The organism is Arthrobacter sp. JSM 101049, assembly GCF_041679245.1.
Lineage (GTDB): Bacteria > Actinomycetota > Actinomycetes > Actinomycetales > Micrococcaceae > Arthrobacter_H.
This window is the reverse complement of record NZ_JBGFFC010000002.1, coordinates 174,237-192,846: the sequence shown is the minus strand read 5'-3', so window position 1 is coordinate 192,846 and position 18,610 is coordinate 174,237. Positions and strand designations below refer to the sequence as shown.

17 protein-coding genes are annotated in these 18,610 nt (G+C 68.3%); 9 read left to right on the top strand and 8 right to left on the bottom strand.

Annotated elements, in window-relative coordinates; genetic code table 11:
• Positions 1-3: 3 nt before the first annotated feature.
• Both hisD and nrdR read left to right on the top strand, forming a co-directional pair.
• The gene (gene hisD, locus AB8M85_RS06025) at positions 4-1,404 is read left to right on the top strand and encodes a histidinol dehydrogenase (RefSeq protein ID WP_372697879.1); all 1,401 of its coding nucleotides are present in this window, start codon (positions 4-6) and stop codon (positions 1,402-1,404) included.
• 110 nt (positions 1,405-1,514) lie between these two features.
• Positions 1,515-2,003: a transcriptional regulator NrdR gene (nrdR, locus tag AB8M85_RS06020; protein WP_372697878.1), complete on the top strand. Its 489-nt coding sequence runs from the start codon at positions 1,515-1,517 to the stop codon at positions 2,001-2,003.
• A gap of 48 nt (positions 2,004-2,051) precedes the next feature.
• On the opposite strand, the gene ppgK is transcribed toward nrdR, so the two are convergent.
• Together ppgK and map are read right to left on the bottom strand one after the other, a co-directional pair.
• Positions 2,052-2,855, bottom strand: coding sequence for a polyphosphate--glucose phosphotransferase (gene ppgK / locus AB8M85_RS06015; RefSeq protein ID WP_372697877.1), 804 nt, complete (start codon positions 2,853-2,855; stop codon positions 2,052-2,054).
• A gap of 81 nt (positions 2,856-2,936) precedes the next feature.
• Complete coding sequence (gene map / locus AB8M85_RS06010; RefSeq protein ID WP_372697876.1) at positions 2,937-3,812, bottom strand: type I methionyl aminopeptidase; 876 nt, start codon at positions 3,810-3,812, stop codon at positions 2,937-2,939.
• Positions 3,813-3,904: 92 nt separating this feature from the next.
• On the opposite strand from map, the gene AB8M85_RS06005 reads away from it, so the two are divergent.
• Positions 3,905-4,090, top strand: a complete 186-nt coding sequence (locus AB8M85_RS06005; RefSeq protein WP_372697875.1) for an SPOR domain-containing protein — start codon at positions 3,905-3,907, stop codon at positions 4,088-4,090.
• A gap of 54 nt (positions 4,091-4,144) precedes the next feature.
• Here the strand turns inward: AB8M85_RS06005 and panB are convergent, their stop codons facing one another.
• Positions 4,145-4,999, bottom strand: a complete 855-nt coding sequence (gene panB / locus AB8M85_RS06000; RefSeq protein WP_372697874.1) for a 3-methyl-2-oxobutanoate hydroxymethyltransferase — start codon at positions 4,997-4,999, stop codon at positions 4,145-4,147.
• Positions 5,000-5,123: 124 nt separating this feature from the next.
• Between panB and glnA (AB8M85_RS05995) the strand changes: the two genes are divergently transcribed.
• From glnA (AB8M85_RS05995) to AB8M85_RS05975, 5 genes are all read left to right on the top strand, one after another.
• Positions 5,124-6,464: a type I glutamate--ammonia ligase gene (gene glnA / locus AB8M85_RS05995; RefSeq protein ID WP_372697873.1), complete on the top strand. Its 1,341-nt coding sequence runs from the start codon at positions 5,124-5,126 to the stop codon at positions 6,462-6,464.
• A gap of 9 nt (positions 6,465-6,473) precedes the next feature.
• The gene (locus tag AB8M85_RS05990; protein ID WP_372697872.1) at positions 6,474-9,623 is read left to right on the top strand and encodes a bifunctional [glutamine synthetase] adenylyltransferase/[glutamine synthetase]-adenylyl-L-tyrosine phosphorylase; all 3,150 of its coding nucleotides are present in this window, start codon (positions 6,474-6,476) and stop codon (positions 9,621-9,623) included.
• Positions 9,624-9,677: 54 nt separating this feature from the next.
• Positions 9,678-10,007, top strand: coding sequence for a cupin (locus AB8M85_RS05985; protein WP_372697871.1), 330 nt, complete (start codon positions 9,678-9,680; stop codon positions 10,005-10,007).
• A gap of 174 nt (positions 10,008-10,181) precedes the next feature.
• A complete protein-coding gene (locus tag AB8M85_RS05980) occupies positions 10,182-10,400 on the top strand; it encodes an AsnC family protein (protein WP_372697870.1) in 219 nt (72 codons plus the stop codon).
• A gap of 234 nt (positions 10,401-10,634) precedes the next feature.
• A complete protein-coding gene (locus tag AB8M85_RS05975) occupies positions 10,635-12,863 on the top strand; it encodes a DUF222 domain-containing protein (protein ID WP_372697869.1) in 2,229 nt (742 codons plus the stop codon).
• A 79-nt stretch (positions 12,864-12,942) separates the two neighbouring features.
• Here AB8M85_RS05975 and AB8M85_RS05970 read toward each other — a convergent pair whose 3' ends face one another.
• Together AB8M85_RS05970 and glnA (AB8M85_RS05965) are read right to left on the bottom strand one after the other, a co-directional pair.
• Positions 12,943-13,410 carry a hypothetical protein gene (locus AB8M85_RS05970; RefSeq protein WP_372697868.1) on the bottom strand — a complete coding sequence of 156 codons (468 nt, stop codon included), beginning with the start codon at positions 13,408-13,410 and terminating at the stop codon, positions 12,943-12,945.
• Between the two features lie 395 nt (positions 13,411-13,805).
• Entirely contained in the window at positions 13,806-15,230 is a 1,425-nt protein-coding gene (gene glnA, locus AB8M85_RS05965; protein ID WP_372697867.1) for a type I glutamate--ammonia ligase, read from the bottom strand.
• A 278-nt stretch (positions 15,231-15,508) separates the two neighbouring features.
• On the opposite strand from glnA (AB8M85_RS05965), the gene AB8M85_RS05960 reads away from it, so the two are divergent.
• Entirely contained in the window at positions 15,509-15,943 is a 435-nt protein-coding gene (locus tag AB8M85_RS05960) for an RDD family protein (RefSeq protein WP_372697866.1), read from the top strand.
• A gap of 139 nt (positions 15,944-16,082) precedes the next feature.
• Here the strand turns inward: AB8M85_RS05960 and AB8M85_RS05955 are convergent, their stop codons facing one another.
• The 3 genes from AB8M85_RS05955 to lipB are packed head-to-tail and all read right to left on the bottom strand — an operon-like array spanning position 16,083 to position 18,563.
• A complete protein-coding gene (locus AB8M85_RS05955; RefSeq protein WP_372697865.1) occupies positions 16,083-16,844 on the bottom strand; it encodes a DUF4191 domain-containing protein in 762 nt (253 codons plus the stop codon).
• 31 nt (positions 16,845-16,875) lie between these two features.
• Entirely contained in the window at positions 16,876-17,880 is a 1,005-nt protein-coding gene (lipA, locus tag AB8M85_RS05950) for a lipoyl synthase (RefSeq protein WP_372697864.1), read from the bottom strand.
• Positions 17,877-18,563, bottom strand: coding sequence for a lipoyl(octanoyl) transferase LipB (gene lipB / locus AB8M85_RS05945; RefSeq protein WP_372697863.1), 687 nt, complete (start codon positions 18,561-18,563; stop codon positions 17,877-17,879). Before lipB ends, lipA begins: the two co-directional genes overlap by 4 nt.
• Positions 18,564-18,610: the final 47 nt, after the last annotated feature.

Genomic DNA, 18,610 nt, shown 5'->3' with positions numbered 1-18,610 from the left:
ACGGTGACGAACTCAGCCCACGCCCCGGAATCCTTCAGCGCCCTGCGCACCCTCGACCTGCGGAACACCGCCCTGGGCCATGCGGCGCTGAAGGCCGCGCTGCCCCGGCCGGAGAACGACATCGCCTCCGCCTCCGATGCCGTCGAGCAGATCATCGACGACGTGCGCTCCCGCGGGTTCACGGCCCTGGCCGAGCTGGCGCTGCGCTTCGACGGGGTGCGGCAGCGCGGCACACTGGTTCCGGCCGAGGACCGGCGCCGGGCGCTGGAGGAACTGGACCCCACGGTGCGCCGCGCGCTGGAGGAATCCATCCGCCGGGCCCGGTTGTTCGCCGCGGCCCAGGTCCCGACCCCGGCCTCCGTCGACTTCGGGGCCGGAGCGGTGGTGACCCAGCGCTGGGAACCGGTCCGCCGCGTCGGCCTCTACGTCCCGGGCGGCCTGGCCGTCTATCCGAGCTCGGTCATCATGAACGTCGTGCCCGCCCAGGCCGCCGGCGTGCAGTCCATTGCCCTGGCCTCCCCGCCACAGAAGGAGTTCGGGGGCCTGCCCCACCCCACGATCCTCGCGGCGGCCGAACTGCTGGGCATCACCGAGGTGCACGCCATCGGCGGGGCCCAGGCGATCGCCGCGTTCGCCTACGGGGTCGACGCCGCCACCCTGCCGTCCGCCGGCAGCAGCGACGAGGGGACGAACCCAGACTCCGCCGAGGGGATCGAACCGGTCGATGTGATCACCGGCCCCGGGAACGTCTTCGTCGCCACCGCCAAACGGCTGGTCAAGGGCGCCGTGGGCATCGATGCCGAAGCCGGGCCCACGGAGATCGCCATCCTGGCCGACGCCAACGCCACGCCGCACTACGTGGCCGCGGACATGATCAGCCAGGCCGAGCACGATCCGAACGCCGCAGCGGTGCTCGTCACCGATTCGGCCGAGCTGGCCGAGGCGGTCCGCGAGGAACTGGAGCTGCGGGTCGGGACCACCAAGCACGGGGAGCGCGTGCTGGCCGCCCTGTCCGGCAGGCAGTCCGCCGTCATCCTGGTCGACGACCTGGAGGCGGGCTTGCAGGTGTGCAACGCCTACGCGGCCGAGCACCTGGAGATCCTCACCGAGGATGCCGCGGCCGTCGCCGCGCGCGTCACGGCTGCCGGAGCCGTCTTCGTCGGCGAACACAGCCCGGTGAGCCTGGGTGACTACAGCGCCGGCTCCAACCACGTGTTGCCGACCAGCGGCTCCGCGGCCTTCGCCTCGGGGCTGAACGTCCTGACGTTCCTCAAGGCCATCCAGGTCATCGACTACCCGGAGGCCGCGCTGCGCGACGTCGGGGACCACGTGGTGGCCCTGGCCGACGCCGAGGACCTGCCGGCACACGGGGAAGCGGTGAAGTGCCGGCTCGAGGAGGGGTAGCACCGGGAACGAGCACGTGGCCGACGTGACATGATGAGGATGGCCACACACTGGCCTTGACGGCGACGGAGCGACCGTCCCGGCCCACGACCACGGAAAGGATGGAGCCCATGCGTTGCCCATTTTGCCGGAACTCCGAATCCCGTGTCGTCGACAGCCGGCTAACGGAGGACGGCTCGTCGATCCGGCGGCGCCGGCTGTGCAGCAGCTGCGAGCGGCGGTTCACCACGCTGGAGACCACCAGCCTGAACGTGGTCAAGCGCTCCGGCGTCGCCGAGCCCTTCGACCGGGCCAAGGTCATCTCAGGGGTCGGGAAGGCCTGCCAGGGCCGGCCCGTGACCGATGACGACTTGGCCTTGCTGGCCCAGGAAGTTGAGGAAACCGTCCGTGCCTCCGGTGCCGCGGAAATCAACGCGAACGACGTCGGACTGGCGATCCTGCGGCCGCTGCAGAATCTCGACCAGGTGGCCTACCTGCGGTTCGCGAGCGTCTACCAGGGCTTCGACTCGCTGGAGGACTTCGAGAGCGCGATCGCCAAGCTGCGCAACGAGGCCACGACCGGACCCGCCGGACCCCAACGCCCGCTCACCGCGGACTAGGCACGGCCATCCAGCTCCGGAACCTGCCGAGCCCGGAAGCCGGGTGGGCTACTTGCGCAGGCCGAAGTGGATGGCTGCCTGCAGGGCGCCGCCAACGATGCCCGCGTTGTTCTTCAGCGCGGCCGGCTTGATTGGCGTGCGCAGCGACAGCTGCGGCAGGAAGTCCTGGGAGCGCTTGGAGATCCCGCCCCCGACGACGAAGAGCCGGGGCGAGAAGAGGAATTCCACGTGGGAGAAGTAGCGCTGCAGGCGCACCGCGTAGTCCTCCCAGGAGAGGCCATCGCGTTCCCGGGCGGCGGCCGAGGCCCGGGATTCGGCGTCGTAGCCGTCGATTTCCAGGTGCCCGAGCTCGCAATTGGGCACCAGGATGCCGTCGTGGATCAGCGCCGAGCCGATGCCGGTCCCCAGGGTGATGACCAGCACGGACCCCTTCACTCCTTCGCCGGCGCCATACCTGACTTCCGCGAGCCCGGCGGCATCGGCGTCGTTCATGACCTGCACCGGGCGGCCCAGGGCGTCGGTGAAGAGGGTGTCGACGTCGGTGTCGATCCAGCTCTTGTCCACGTTCGCGGCCGAGAGCGCGACGCCCTCGTGGATGATCGCCGGGAAGGTGATGCCCACCGGGGCGTCCGGGGCCGGGGCCTCCTCGCGCAGCGACAGCTCCGCGACGATCTGGCGGACGACCTCGGCCACGGCCTGCGGGGTCGAGGGCCGGGGCGTGTCGATCCGGAAGCGGTCGCCGACCAGCTTGCCCTTCTTCAGGTCCACGATCCCGCCCTTGATGCCGGTCCCGCCGATGTCCAGGCCGATGGCGGTGGAGATCTTCTTCTGGCTCTTCTCGTCCTTCGACATGGGGGCTCCTCGGGGTCGGGGTCGCGGTGCTGCGGATCGGATCCGCGGGGGGGCATGGAGTGGTCCGGCAAGGGCCAGGGGTCAGGCGACGGTCAGGATCTCCGCGCCGGAGTCGGTGACCAGCAGCGTGTGCTCGAACTGGGCGGTGCGGCTGCGGTCGCGGGTCACTGCCGTCCAGCCGTCGTCCCACATGTCCCAGTCGATCCCGCCGAGGGTGAGCATCGGCTCGATGGTGAAGACCATTCCGGGCTCGATGACCCGTGAGTAGGCCGGGGCGGCATCGTAGTGGGGGATGATCAGGCCGGTGTGGAACGCCTCGCCGACCCCGTGCCCGGTGAAGTCGCGGACGACGCCATAGCCGAAGCGCTTGGCGTAGGAGGCGATCGTGCGGCCGATGACGTTGATCTCCCGGCCGGGCATGACCGCCTTGATGGCCCGGCGCAGCGACTCCTCGGTGCGTTCGACCAGCAGTCGCGAATCCTCGTCCACGTCCCCGGCCAGGAACGTGGCGTTCGTGTCGCCGTGCACGTGGCCGATGTAGGCGGTGATGTCGATGTTGACGATGTCCCCGTCCTGCACGACCGTCGTGTCGGGGATGCCGTGGCAGATGACCTCGTTGATCGAGGTGCACAGCGACTTGGTGAAGCCGCGGTAGCCCAAGGTGGAGGGGTAGGCGCCGTGGTCCACGAGGTACTCGTGGCCGATGCGGTCCAGCTCGTCGGTGGTCACGCCCGGGACCACCGCCTTCCCGACCAGCGCCAGGGCCTCGGCGGCGATCCGGGAGGCGTGGCGGATGCGCTCGACGGTCTCGGCGGATTTCACCTCGGAGCCCTCGAATTTCGCCGGCGCGGACTTGCCCACGTACTCCGGGCGTTCGATCGAGGCAGGAACCTGCCGCTTGGGCGTGGGGGTTCCGGGGACGAGGTTTCCAAGGGGGGCTGTGGTCGTACGTGGCATGTTCACGATCCTATCGCCAACTCGGCGCCCCGGAGTATGGTGGGCACGCGGGGTCCACTCCCGGGCTCCGGCAGCACGAGGCGAGGAGCACCATGGGCGACGGCAGCGAAACCATCGGCGGCGATTTCTGGTTCAACGTCAACACCAAGCAGGTCGAGTCCGGTCCGCAGTCGGACTGGTCGCAGCTGCTGGGACCCTACGCGACCCGCGAGGAGGCCCAGGGCGCGCTGGCGCAGGTGGAGCGGAACAACGAGGCATGGGAGGACGACGACGCCTGAGCGTCCCCGCGCCCGCGGGGGACAGGCGGCTGGAAGGCCGCCTACCCGAAGCGCCTAGAACCCGTGTTCGTCGGCGGGGAAGCTCCCGTCGAGGACGTCGCGGTGGTAGGCCGCGGCCGCATCGCCCATGACCTGGCGCAAGTCGGCATATTTCTTCACAAACCGCGGCAGCTTGCCCGGGTTCAGCCCCATCATGTCCTGCCACACCAGCACCTGGCCGGTGGTGGCCGATCCGGCACCGATGCCGATCGTGGGCACCGAGACGGCGGCGTCGACGGCCGCCGCGACCTCGGCCGGCACCATTTCCAGCAGCACGCAGAACGCGCCCGCGGCCTCCAGTGCCCGGGCGTCGTCGATGAGCCGCTGGGCGGCCTCGCCCCGGCCCTGGACCTTGTAGCCGCCCAGGGCGTGCTCGGCCTGCGGGGTGAACCCGATGTGGGCCATCACCGGGATCCCGGCCTCGACCACGGCCTGGACGTGGGCGGCGCGGCGTGCGGTGCCCTCCATCTTCACGGCGTGGATGCCGGTCTCCTTCATCAGCCGCACGGAGGATTCCACGGCCAGCTGCGGCGAGGCCTCGAAGGTCCCGAAGGGCAGGTCGCAAACGACGAGGCTGCGCTTCGCCCCGGCCGTGACGGAACGGGCGAACACGCCCATCTCGTCCAGGGTGATCGGCAAGGTCGTCGCGTGCCCCATGACGTTGTTCGCCGCGGAGTCGCCGACCAGCAGCACCTCGATGCCGGCCTCCTCGAAGATCGAGGCGCTGTACTGGTCGTACGCTGTCAGCATGGCGAAGCGCCGGCCCTCGGCCTTGGCCTGGGCCAGGTGGCCGATGCGCACCCGTCCTGCGGGGCGGGGAGTGGGCGGGGTCTGGCCGGAGGCGTAGGGGGCCGGCTGTTCGTGCGACATGTCCCTCAGGATACGGCAACGGCGGGCCGCGGACCGCGGTTGACTACGGTTTCCGAGTAGAGTTGGCGTCGGTGGGACGGCCCGGAACCACCGCAGCAATCGCCGGATCAGACGAGGAGCGCCCATGGACCGCCAGCAGGAATTCGTGCTCAGGACCATCGAGGAGCGCGACGTGCGTTTCGTGCGCATGTGGTTCACCGACGTCGTCGGCTCGCTGAAGTCGGTGGCACTGGCCCCGGCCGAGGTCGAGGGCGCGTTCGAGGAGGGCCTGGGCTTCGACGGCTCGTCCATCGAGGGCCTGTCGCGGATCTACGAATCCGACATGCTCGCCCAGCCGGACCCCTCGACGTTCCAGATCCTGCCGTGGCGCGGGGAGATCGAGCCGACCTCGCGGATGTTCTGCGACATCCTCACCCCGGACGGCGAACCGTCGCCGGCCGACCCCCGGCAGGTGCTCAAGCGCCAGCTCGCGGCCGCCGCCGAGATGGGCTTCACCTGCTACACGCACCCGGAGGTCGAGTTCTACCTGCTGACCTCCGACAAGCTCGACGCCCATGCCGAACCCACCCCCGTGGACCATGGCGGCTACTTCGACCACGTGACCGGCGGCGTGGGCCAGGATTTCCGCCGTCGTGCGGTGACCATGCTCGAGGCGGTGGGCATCTCGGTGGAGTTCAGCCACCACGAGACCGGCCCCGGGCAGAACGAGATCGACCTGCGCTACGCCGATGCCCTGCAGACGGCCGACAACATCATGACCTTCCGCACCGTCATCAAGGAGGTGGCGCTGCAGCAGGGCATCTACGCCACGTTCATGCCCAAGCCGTTCTCGCGCCACCCCGGCTCGGGCATGCACACGCACTTCTCGCTCTTCGAGGGCGACACCAACGCGTTCTTCGAGGCCGGCCAGGAGTACCAGCTTTCCCAGACGGCGCGGCAGTTCATCGCCGGGGTGCTGCACCACGCCCCGGAGTTCACCGCGGTGACCAACCAGTTCGTGAACTCGTACAAGCGGCTCTGGGGTGGGGGAGAGGCCCCCAGCCACCTGTCGTGGGGGCACAACAACCGCTCCGCGCTGGTCCGCGTGCCGCTCTACAAGCCGAACAAGGGCCAATCGGCCCGCGTGGAATACCGCGGGATCGACTCCGCGGCCAACCCCTACCTGGCCTACGCGGTGATCCTGGGCGCCGGGCTCAAGGGTATCCAGGAGGGCTACGAGCTCCCGCCGGCCACCGACGACGACGTGTGGGGCCTCAGCGCCGCCGAACGCCGCGCCATGGGCCATGCCCCGCTGCCCGGGTCGCTGCACGATGCGATCCGCTCCATGGAGGACTCCGAGCTGGTGGCCGGCATCCTGGGCGAGCAGGTCTTCGACTCGTTCCTGCGCAACAAGCAGGACGAATGGAACGAGTACCGCCAATACGTGAGCCCGTTCGAGACCTCCCGCTACCTCGGCATCCTGTAGGGCCACGCCATGAGCCTGACACGTCACCTGATCTCCGCCGGGTTCGACGACGTCGAGCGGGCCAAGCGGTTCCTGGGCGATGAGATCCTGGCCGGCGCCGACGAGGCCGCACTGCTGGCCGGGCTGCGAGCGGCCGCCGACCCCGACCAGGCACTGCTGTTGTTGCTGCGGCTGGCCGAACGCGCCCCGGAGGTCCTGGAGAACGTGCACGACGGCGGTGCCGGGCTTCCGCTGATGCGGCTGCTGGGTGCCTCCGAGGCCCTCGGGGACTTCCTGGTCCGGCACCCCGAACACCTCGACGTCGTGGTCCCGGCACCCCCGGCAGCTGCGGAGCCCGCCGCGGGCGGTGGGGAATCCGCCGTCGTCCCCGGCAACCCGACCGACTGGGAGGCGGTGCCCACGGCAGTGCTCCGTGCGGACCTGTTGCGCGCCGTCGGTGCCGACGCCGACGCCGGCACGGAAACCAACGCAGACACCGACGCCGACACGGAAACCAACCCCGACGGCACCGCCCCCACCAGCCCGCCGGTCGCCACCCACACGGGCAAGGACGGCTACGCACGGCTGCGGATCGCCTACCGGGCGGCCCTGGCGCGGCTTGCCGTGCGCGACGTCTGCGCCGCGGACCCGTCGCTGGTGCTGCCCGCCGTGGCCGCCGAGCTGGCGGACCTGGCCGGCGCCGCGATCGACGGGGCGCTGGCGATCGCGCGGGCCGAGGCCGCCGAGAGGTTCGATCCGGCGGAGGTGGCCGCGGTCCGGCTCGCCGTCATCGGGATGGGCAAGTGCGGTGCCCGCGAACTGAACTACATCTCCGACGTGGACGTCATCTACGTGCACGAGGCGGACGGCCTGGACGACGACCGCGCTGCGGCCATCGCCGAGACCCTGGCCGCGGGGATCGGGCGCGCCATCAACAGCCCGGGCCCCGAGCCGGCCCTGTGGGAAGTCGATGCGAACCTGCGGCCCGAAGGCAAGGACGGGGCCCTGTCGCGCACGTTGTCCTCCCACGTGGCCTACTACGAACGCTGGGCCAAAAGCTGGGAGTTCCAGGCTCTGCTCAAGGCCCGCTGCATTGCAGGCGACACCATCCTGGGCGGGGCCTACGAGGACGCCGTCGGCCCGATGATCTGGAGTTCGTCGGAGCGCGACGGGTTCGTCGAATCGGTCCAGGGGATGCGCAAACGCGTCCTGGCGAACATTTCCCCCGACGAGCTGGGCCGCCAGATCAAGCTTGGGCCCGGCGGCCTGCGCGACGTCGAGTTCACCGTCCAGCTGCTGCAGCTGGTGCACGGCAGGGTGGACGAGACGCTGCGGGTGCGGGACACCACCTCGGCCATCGCGGCCCTGAGCGAGGGAGGGTACATCGGCCGCGGGGACGCCGCCGAATTCGACCAGGCCTACCGCTACCTGCGCGTGCTCGAGCACCGGATCCAGCTGGTCAACCTGCGCCGGACACACCTGATGCCGGTGAAGGAAGAGGCCCTGCGCGTGCTGTTCCGCGCCTCCGGGGGCCGCGCCCGCAGCGGGAGCAAGCCCGCCGAGGAGCTTGTCCACCAGTGGCAGGCCACCAAGCGCTCGGTCCGGCGCCTCCACGAGTCGATCTTCTACCGCCCGCTGCTGGCCTCGGCGTCGAACCTGTCCACCGACGAGGTCCGACTCTCCCCGGCCGCGGCCCAGGCCCGGTTGGCCGCCCTGGGGTACCTGGACCCGAAGGGGGCGATGCGGCACATCGAGGCACTGACTTCAGGGGTCCGCCGTCGTGCCTCGCTGCAGCGCCAGCTGCTGCCGGTGCTGCTGGAGTGGCTGGCCGACGGCGTGGATCCCGACGCCGGGTTGCTGGGCTTCCGCCGGCTGAGCGAGGCGCTGGGGGAGTCGCATTGGTACCTGGGGATGCTGCGCGACTCGAACGCCGCCGCCGAACGGCTCTGCCATATACTCTCCGGCTCGCGGTTCATCACCGACCTGCTGGAGGTCTCGCCCGAATCGACGGCCTGGCTGGGCGATGACCGCGAGTTGCGGCCGATGCCGTTCGAGCAGCTCTGGCAGGAGACCTCGGCGAAGCTCAAGCGGCACCGGAACCCCGAATCCGGGATGCGCCTGATCCGGCTGAACCGGCGGCGCGAGCTGCTGCGGATCGCGCTCGCGGATTCCGCCGGGCTGCTGGACATCGACGAGATCGGCAGGGCGCTCTCGGAGATCGACCGCGCCGCCGTGCTGGCCGCGCTGCGCGTGGCCGAGCAGCACGAGTTCGGGACCACCGAGCGCCTCACCGACCTGCTGGTCGTGGCCATGGGCCGCCAGGGCGGCCAGGAGATCGGCTACGGCTCCGATGCGGATGTGCTGTACGTGCACCGCCCGCTGGAGGGCGTGGACCAGAACGAGGCGCAGCAGCAGGCCCTGCGGATCTTCACCCACGTCGGCAAGCTGCTCACCCAGCCGCTGAAGCCGGCCGTGCTGGCCGAGCCCAAGCTCGTCGTCGATGCCGCCCTGCGGCCCGAGGGCAAGAACGGCCCACTGGCGCGGTCCCTCGACTCCTACCGCGAGTACTACGGGCGCTGGGCACTGGTCTGGGAACGCCAGGCCCTGCTGCGGGCCCGCCCCATGGCCGGCGAGGACAGCCTCGCCGCCGAGTTCATGACGCTGGTCGACGGGATCCGGTACGGCCGCCCGGTCGACGCCGACGAGGTCCGGGAGATCCGCAGGATCAAGGCGCGCGTGGAGGCCGAGCGGCTGCCGCGCGGTGCCGATCCGGGGCGGCATGTGAAGCTGGGGCGCGGGGGGCTCAGCGACGTGGAATGGCTCGTCCAGCTGCTCCAGCTCGAGCACGCGGCCCAGCACCCCGAACTCCGGACCACCTCGACGCGCCAGGCCCTGGCCGCGTTGGCGCAGCTCGAACTGCTGCCACCCGGTGACGTCGAGCTGCTCGATCGCGCGTGGTCCCTGGCCACGCGGATCCGTAGCGCCACGGTGGCCTGCACCGGCCGCGCCTCCGATGTGCTGCCGCGCTCGTGGCGCGACATGGAGGCCGTGGCGCGCTGGTGCGGCTACCCTGCAGGCAGCGCCGCGGAGCTGGACAACGACTACCGGCGGGTCACGCGCCGGGCACGCAGCGTCTTCGAGCGGCACTTCTACGGGTTCGAGGAACATGAACAACAGTAGGTACGACGGCGGTGCCTCCACAGGTGCCGGCACAAGGGAAGGGAAGTGGTGACCATGCACGTCAGCAAGGCCGAACTGGACGACCTGGTGGGCGAACACCTGGAGAAGGCGAAAACAGCAGCGCACCGCCGCAGCGCCACCGCGGTGCTCAAGGACGGGCGGCTGCGCCAGACCCTGATGGCGCTCGATGCGGGGTCCGAACTCGCGGACCACTCCAAGCCCGAGTCCGCGACGCTGCTGGTCCTGCAGGGCAGCGTCACCGTGCGGTGGGACGGGGGCGAACAGGTCGTGGGGCACGGTGGGCTCTTCGTGATCCCCGACGTCGTGCACAATGTCGTCGCCGACGAACCGGCGGCATTCCTGCTGACGACCATCGCGGGCTAGAGCGGCCCGATTCCGACCCGGGCGATCCCGGCCCCGCGTGGGTGCGTTCGGCCCGGCGCGGGGTCCGCGACGGTGCTGCGCATCTGCTGTGCCCGCCGTGGCGCCGACAGTCGTGGCCCCGCAGCTCGTCAAGCTGTCTTGACACTTTGGGTATCGTCAAGATAGCTTGACGTCATGGAGGTGGAACGCATGAAGACCCTGGTCGGATCCATGGACGCCGGAGGCCCGGTGGACCGGTTGCAAGCCGTTGCCGCATTGGGCCAGGAGGTTCGGCGCACCGAAGCCGTGCTGGTCCGCCGCGCGCGTGGCGAAGGACTTTCCTGGGAAGCAATCGCCCAGGCCCTCGGGGTCAGCCGCCAAGCCGTGCACCAAAGGTACGGCAAGCGCACCTGAGGCCTCGCCGGACCTGCCGGCTTGGCCCTCCCGCCCCGAGGGCGGCGCGCTCTTTTTCGGGCCTCCGCTCGGTTCGTCCACCCCTTCGGCGAGGCCCCTGTCGTCTTTCCCCCTGCGGTATCCAGGGTGACCTCCGCGGGCCCCACGGACCCCGCACAGGTCCTGATTCCCAAAGGTTTTCCAGGCATAGTTCGCTGGCGCCAAATCATCGGAGGCGGCTGGCAGAGTGGGGATATGGAAGAGGTAGCGGAGTCCTTGACGGTCAACGGGTGGGAACTCACCCGCATGGCCGGTCCCATGGTGGACGGCTCCACGCGCCTGAAGGCGGCGGAGGCACTGGTCAGGTTTGCCGAGTCGGAGAAGTACCGCGCAGCAGCCATGCTCCACGACGAGGCCCAGCACGCGGTTCCGCCCTGGTTGGAAGCGCTGGAGGACCACCCGGGAATGCAGATCTCCGTGCGCACCGGCAGGATGGCATCCTTTGCGGCCGCTGACAGCGCGGCCATGGAGATCGCCTTGGTCGCCAGCCTCTCCCAAGGCCAAGCCCACCGTCTGTTGGGTCAGGCGGACACGCTCGTGTCCGATACCCCGGAGGTCCTCGAGGCCTTGACGCTGGGGCGTATCGGCGCCAGTCATGTCCAGCGGATTCTCGAACACACCCGACACATCGTTCCGGAAACCCCGGCGTTGCCGCCACGGGACGCGGACGCATCAGTCCGGGAGGAGTGGGAGCGCGAAGTCGCCGCCCGTGCAGCCCAGGCGCGGGTTGATCGGCGCGATTTCGGGGCCGACATGCTCGCCATCGCCCCGGGGAAGTCCCCGTCGCAGCTGCGCTCGCGGGGCCAGCAGGTGCTGGAGAAGTACTACGGCCTGTCCTTCACCAAGCGGTCCCGCACCGCATTGCGGGACCGCCGGATCACGGTGGACGAGGCCTCCGATGGAATGGCCTGGCTGTCGGGCTACCTGCCGACGGCAAGTTGCCACGCGATCTACTCGAAGATCGATGGAATGGCCCGCCTCTTGAAGGCGGATCCGGATTCCGCCGCGGCTGTCGCCCAGGCCGCCCGTGAGGCCGGCAACGACGCAGCACCCGGGACGCCGGCAGACAACCCGAACGAGCAGCGCACGATGGACCAGTTGCGTGCGGATGTCTTGATCGACACCGTGCTGAACGGTCCACGCGGCCAGGGCCTCGAGTCGGTCAACGCGGAAGTCTTCGTCACGGTCCCGTCCACCCTGTTTCCGGGTACGCCGGGCGGACCCGTGGCCGCCGACGGTACTCCGGTCGACGGCGAGTCCTCCCGCTCCAACGACGGCGCCGACGCTGCCACCGGCGGGCAAGCGCCGATCGCAACCACGTTGACGGCGCCGGGAGGCCTGTCGGTGGGGGAACTGGAACCCGGCGCAGCGGTGCCGTCGTTGCTCGGCGGTGGACCCATTGACCAGATATCCGCAACACGCCTGATGGCCGCAGCCCGGACGTGGTGGCGGGTCATCACCGATCCGGTGACCGGCGCCATCGTGGAGTTCGGCCAAACACGGTATCGGCCCACCCGCGCGCAACGTGCCATCCTGCAGTTCAGGGATGCCTGCTGCACCACGCCCGGCTGCACCGGACCCGCCCGCACCTGCGACGTTGACCATACAGATGAATGGCAAGACGGCGGCGGCACGGACATCGGGAACATTCATTTCGGATGTCGACGCTGCCACCGGCTAAAGTCCTTGGGCCTGATCGAGGTCGAACAACGATCCGGCGGGACCATTCTGGTCACCAGCCTGTTCGGCACCCAACGGGTGTCCTATCCGGCCGCCCCCTGGGCCGTAGCCGATCCTGGGCAAGCCAGCACCAGGCAGGACGCACCCGGGCCGCGCAAATTGCCCGCGCCGCCGGCGGATCCAGACGCTGCCATACCCGATGTGGAGCCCCAGTACTACCACCCGGTTCAGCCGACCTCCCAGGACGAGGACGACGATGACGACCCGGGGATGACAGAGGCCGAATATGATGCCTGGAGCGCTCAGATGCTGGCTGACGGAGACCCGGACGCGGCAGATCGGCCCGTGGAACGGGCACTGGAGAACATTTCCGAGGCCGAGATCCTGGACCACATGCAATCGGAGGAACAGGAGCAGCAAGGCGAAGGCCTGGACCCCGACGCTCGCCACCCCGATGCTCCACGGCCGGACCATGACGTCACCGACGAGAAGATCGAATACCGGCATTACGAGGCATTGCAAATGCGCCATTGGGGAAGGATCGAAGATGTCCCCGATCCCTCCAGCGAGAATCCCGAGCACGGCCGCTACGCCCGAACGAAACATGCCAAGGCCAATCGGAAGCGCCGTCTGAAGCGCAATGCTGGTGCATACGGACCACCTGCCATCCGCAGGCCGGACGACCAGGAGAATGCCCCCGAGCCGGACAGCGGCCAGGCCCCGTTGGAAGATCCGCCCTTCTAGCATCGCTGCACGGGCCAACGCCTGGGTGGAAGTCAACGGCGGCACGTGCCGGTTCCTTCAGGATTCCCTTTCGGGCCATCTAGCTGGCGATCACGCCGGGCCTGCTGGCGAAGACGGTGGCCGTGTGCTGTCGGTCCTCGGTGCTGGCGGTGATAGTCACGATGTCGGGGAAGTCCGCATGGATGGCCGATAGCATGACGGCGGCAATCGAGTGCAGGTCGTCTTCGGGGACATAGTCGAGAATACCTTCGAGGTTGTCTTCCAGGGCGTTATCCACGTACAGGACGATGGTTCCGCGTGCGGGCCCTTCAACGCGTGTTATGAGGTTGAAGGGGAAGACGAAGCCCTCCACGCTGTGCGCGCCCTCGTTGCTCAACCAACGGTTCATCGCCGCGTAGGCGATTTCTTGCTCCATGTCGAAGCCGGGACTACCCGCCGCCAAAGCGTCGGTCGCCGGCACGGCCTCCCGAGCCCCGGACGCACCACTGGCGCACCCCGAGGCACTGAGAGCGATGGCGAACACAGCCGCAAGTGCTACTTTCTTCATGATTCCCCCCATTGGCATTCATCGAGTCTAGGAGGCGGCGCAGACAGTCCGACACCTGAAGCCGCCCCTGCGGATAATCGTTACAGGTCGGAAATCGGCGTGTGCCGCCCGGTGGACACTCGTCGCCTGTTCGCTTTCGCGGCCCTCCGGGTCGCGGTCGTCAGCCCCCCGCGCCGATGGCCTCCGGCAGCCATCCGCGGACGCTCTAGCGCCCGTCTCCGCGATGCCCCCGGCTCGAGTAGTCGTTGCTACCTCCACGGAGGAGACACGTTCCAGGGAAGCACGGCCCACAAGTTCCCGGACACAGAAGAGTCCGCACGTGCCGCCGTCACCGAAGTGTTGGCAGCCCGTGCGGACTCTGTGCGGACTAAACCCGAGTCAGCCGCGGGATCTAGCTAGCAGCCGTAGTACAGCTCGAACTCGTAGGGGTTCGGTCGCAGGGACAGCGGCTTGATCTCGTTCTCGCGCTTGAAATCGATCCACGTGCGGATCAGGTCCTCGGTGAACACGTCTCCGGCCAGCAGGAACTCGTAGTCCTCCTCCAAGGCCGAGAGGGCTTCCTCCAGGGAGCCGGGGGCCACCTGGATGTCCTTGGCTTCTTCGGCCGGGAGCTCGTAGAGGTCCTTGTCGATCGGGTCCGCCGGCTCGATGCGGTTGCGGATGCCGTCCAGGCCGGCCATCAGCTGCGCCGCGAAGGCGAGGTATGGGTTACCCGAGGCATCGGGGGCGCGGAATTCGATGCGCTTGGCCTTGGGATTTGAGCCGGTGATCGGGATGCGGATGCCGGCCGAGCGGTTGCCTTGCGAGTACACCATGTTGACCGGTGCCTCGAAGCCCTTCACCAGGCGCTTATAGGAGTTCACCGTCGGGTTGGTGAAGGCCAGGACCGCCGAAGCGTGCTTGAGCAGGCCGCCGATGTACCAGCGGGCGATGTCCGAGAGACCGGCGTAGCCCTTCTCGTCGTAGAACAGCGGCTCCCCATCGGTCCACAGCGACTGGTGGCAGTGCATGCCCGACCCGTTGTCGCCGAAGATGGGCTTCGGCATGAAGGTGGCGGACTTGCCCCAGGCATCGGCAAGGTTCTTGACGATGTACTTGAACTTCAGGATGTCATCGGCAGAGTGGGTCAGCGTGTTGAACTTGTAGTTGATCTCGGCCTGCCCCGGCGCGCCCACCTCATGGTGGGAGCGCTCGACCTCCAAGCCGGCTGCTTCGAGTTCCAGGCAGATGGCGTCGCGCAGGTCAGCCTGCTTGTCGGTGGGGGAGACCGGGAAGTAGCCGCCCTTGAACGGCGTCTTGTACGCTTGGTTCCCGCCCTCTTCCTTCTTGCCGGTGTTCCACGGCGCCTCGATGGAATCGATCTTGTAGAAGGAGCCCTGCGGCTTCGACTCCCACTGCATGTTGTCGAAGATGAAGAACTCGGCCTCGGGGGCGAAGAACGCGGTATCGGCGATGCCGGTGGAAGCCAGGTAGGCCTCGGCCCGCTCGGCGACGCCCCGCGGATCGCGGTGGTAGGGATCGCCGGTGCGCGGGTTCACGATCGAGAAGTTGAACGCGAGCGTCTTCTCGACACGGAACGGATCGACGAAGCCGGAGGTGACGTCGGGGATCAACTGCATGTCGGAGTCGGCGATGCCCTGGAACCCCTTGATCGACGATGCGTCGAAGAGCTGCCCGTTGACGAAGAAGTCCGCGTCGACCGTCTTGGCCGGGACGTTGAAGTGCTGCTGCACCCCCGGAAGGTCCGTGAATCGGATGTCGACGAACTTTACGTCTTCGTCGGCAATGTACTTGAGGACTTCGTCCGGGTTCTTGAACATCTGCTACTGCTCCTATGAGGTTTGCTCAGGCCAGGGAAGCACGCGGCTTTTGCACGTGTCGGCCCCTCGCTGTTGCCTCTACCCTAGCGAATTCTGGTTTCCCGACCGTCACGCGTCTGTTTCAGCCACGTTACAGAGGGCCACAAATTGGCCGGAACCAGGGGCCCCGGATAGCCGCGACCCGGCGGATGCGCAGCGCCGGCCAGCCGTTGCCCTGAGCCTGTGGTCCCGGGCACGACGCCGGGCCTTCCGCCACGCCGCCACGGTAAGCTGGTCAAGTGGAAAGAAAAGACGTCAGCTCCTGGCTCGAGGGCCCGCCGCAACTGAACCCGGAGGCCTGGCCGGGCCAGCGGCTCGGCCGTCCCGAGTCGGGACCAGGGTCGGTGGCACGCATCGGCCGAAGGGCCGCTGCCCTGTGCATCGACTGGTTCCTGGCCATGATCCCCTCGCTGATCTTCTTCCACGGCAGCTCGTTGGCCAACCTGACATTCTTTGCCGCCATGCAGATCCTCTTCGTCGGCGTGACCGGACATTCCATTGGACACCGGATCCTGGGCATGCAGGTCCAGGGCATGGACGGATCCGCCATTCGTCCGCTGCAGGGGCTGGTCCGCGGACTCCTGTTGTGCCTGGTGGTTCCCCCGCTCGTGACGGACCCCGACCAGCGGGGACTGCACGACCGGGCGATCAAGGCGATCCTCGTCCGTATCTGATAATCGGCTGGGCAGCCAGGCACGGCAACGTCGGGGCTGGCCGCACGACAGCGGGAAATCCGCGCTCCACGCGGGGCAGCTCCCCAGATGAAAAGTGCCGGTTCCTCGAACGAGGAACCGGCACTTTCATTCAGGTGGCCTAGCGGCCGCGCATGGCGCGGCGGTCCGGCCGGGCCTTGTTCGGGTCGATGCCCTTGGGGATTGGAAGCTTGGCGCTACCCAGGGTCGACAACCGCAGATCCACGGCGTGGACCTCCTGCTTGTTGATCGCCTTGGGGAGCTTCTTCATCTGCTTGGCGACATCTCCCAACGCGGTCTGCCCCTCGGCCGAGCCGGCGTAGATGACATGGATCGGGACGTTCGGCAAGACACGGCTCATCCGGCGGCGCTCGGAATCAACGAGCGGGCGCACGCGATGCGTGGGACCCTCGGTCACGAGGACGACACCGGGACGTCCGATGCCGCGGAAAACCAGATCTTGGGTGCGGGGGCTGACGGCGACCGGCTGCTCGGTGAGGATCCAGCCACGGCGCAACACGGACATGGCTGCGCCGGCTGCACCGGGCTTGCCTTCCAGCTGCTTGAAAGCGGCTCGTTCGGCTCGCCGGGAGAGGATCAACAGGGCAGCCAGCAGTCCCAGGGGGATGGAGACCAGCAGCGTCGTGACCCAGTTGTCGATCAGCAGGCCGATGACCAGGCCGAGGGCAACGATGCCGAGGAAGGCCAGGACCATCCACCACACGGCGTTGGGATCGTTGCGCCGGGTCATCTGGAAGACCTGGCCGAGCTGCTTCAGCCGGCCTGGTTCCTTGGTCGCCTTATCGGCCTTGGGCTTACGCGAGAACAAGGAGCGCTTGGGCTTGGCGTCATCGTTTGAGGGTGAATTAGAGGTCTTGGCCATAGTGGTTCAATTCTACGCGATGCGCGGACGGCTAGTGGGCAGCCAGGAGGGTGGAGGCCTCCTGCTTGGTGGTGCCCGAGCTTTCGATGTGCGCCAGCTCCGCGGGGATCTGCAGGCCCTTCTTGCGCATCGCACCCGCCCAGAGCCGACCGGCACGGTAGGACGAACGCACCAGGGGCCCCGACATGACGCCCAGGAAACCGATCTCCTCGGCCTCCTTCTGCAGGTCGACGAACTCCTGGGGCTTGACCCAGCGCTCCACGGGGTGGTGGCGTTCGGTGGGCCGCAGGTACTGGGTGATGGTCAAGAGGTCGCAGCCGGCCTCGTGCAGGTCGCGCATGGCCTCGGAGACCTCCTCGAGCGTCTCGCCCATCCCGAGGATCAGGTTCGACTTGGTGATCATGCCGTTGTCGCGGCCCTGCCTGATGACGTCCAGGGAACGCTCGTAACGGAACGCCGGGCGGATGGACTTGAACAACCGCGGAACCGTCTCGATGTTGTGCGCGTACACCTCCGGCGCGGAGGCACAGATCTCGTCCAGGAATTCCTTCTTGCCGGAGAAATCAGGGATCAGCAGCTCGACCCCGGTGGAGGGGTTGAACTGGTGGATCCGGCGGACGGTTTCGGCATAGAGCCAGGTGCCCTCGTCCTCGAGGTCGTCGCGGGCCACCCCCGTCACCGTGGCGTAGCGCAATCCCATCTGCTTCACGGACTGGGCGACCTTGAACGGCTCTGCGCGGTCGATCGCCTGGGGCTTGCCGGTATCGATCTGGCAGAAGTCGCAACGGCGCGTGCATTCGGAACCACCGATGAGGAACGTGGCCTCGCGGTCTTCCCAGCATTCGAAGATGTTGGGGCAGCCCGCCTCCTCGCAGACGGTGTTCAGTCCCTTGTCCTTCACCAGCTTCTTGAGCTCGACGTATTCCGGGCCGATCTCGACCTTGGCCTTGATCCACTCGGGCTTGCGTTCCACGGGGGTAGCCGAGTTGCGCTGTTCGATGCGCAACATGCGGCGTCCTTCGGGGGCGAGGCTCACAGTAGGGCTCCTTCATCGACGGTCGGGGGATTGGGATTCTTGATGGCGGGCTGGAGCAGGCGCGACAGTTCCTGCTGGACCCGGTCGAGCACGTCGACGGGCCGAACGGTTTGCCCGGATTCCTCGGTGATGCTGGTGGTGGAGGCGTCGGCGATCCCACAGGGGATGATCCGGGAGAACGCGGCATCGTCATTGTCGCAGTTCAGTGCGAAGCCGTGCATCGTCACGCCATGGTCGACGCGGATGCCGATGGCGGCGATCTTGCGGTCCTGGGCACCGTCGCGTCCCAGCACCCAGACTCCTGCACGCCCGCGGACGCGTTCGGCGGAGATGCCGTAGTTGGCGACGACGTTGATCAGCATCTCCTCAAGGCGGTGCACGTAGTCGCGGATGCCGGCGTGGTTCGCCAGCTCGACGATGGGGTACCCCACCAGCTGCCCCGGTCCGTGCCAGGTGATCTTGCCGCCGCGGTCCACGTCGACCACCGGGGTTCCATCCACGGGAAGGTCCTGGGGTTCGGTGCGCTTGCCGGCCGTGTAGACCGCCGCATGTTCGAGCAGGAGGACTTCCGGGCCGTGCGTGCCGGCAGCCACGTCGTCGTGGATGCGGCGCTGCAGGTCCCAGGCCTCCTGGTAGTCAACGTAGTCCGGGGCAAAGCCCAGCCGCTGGAAGGAGATGGTCATGGCCCCAACGCTACTCGTCGGCGTCTGCAGGTTCGAATTGCATGAAG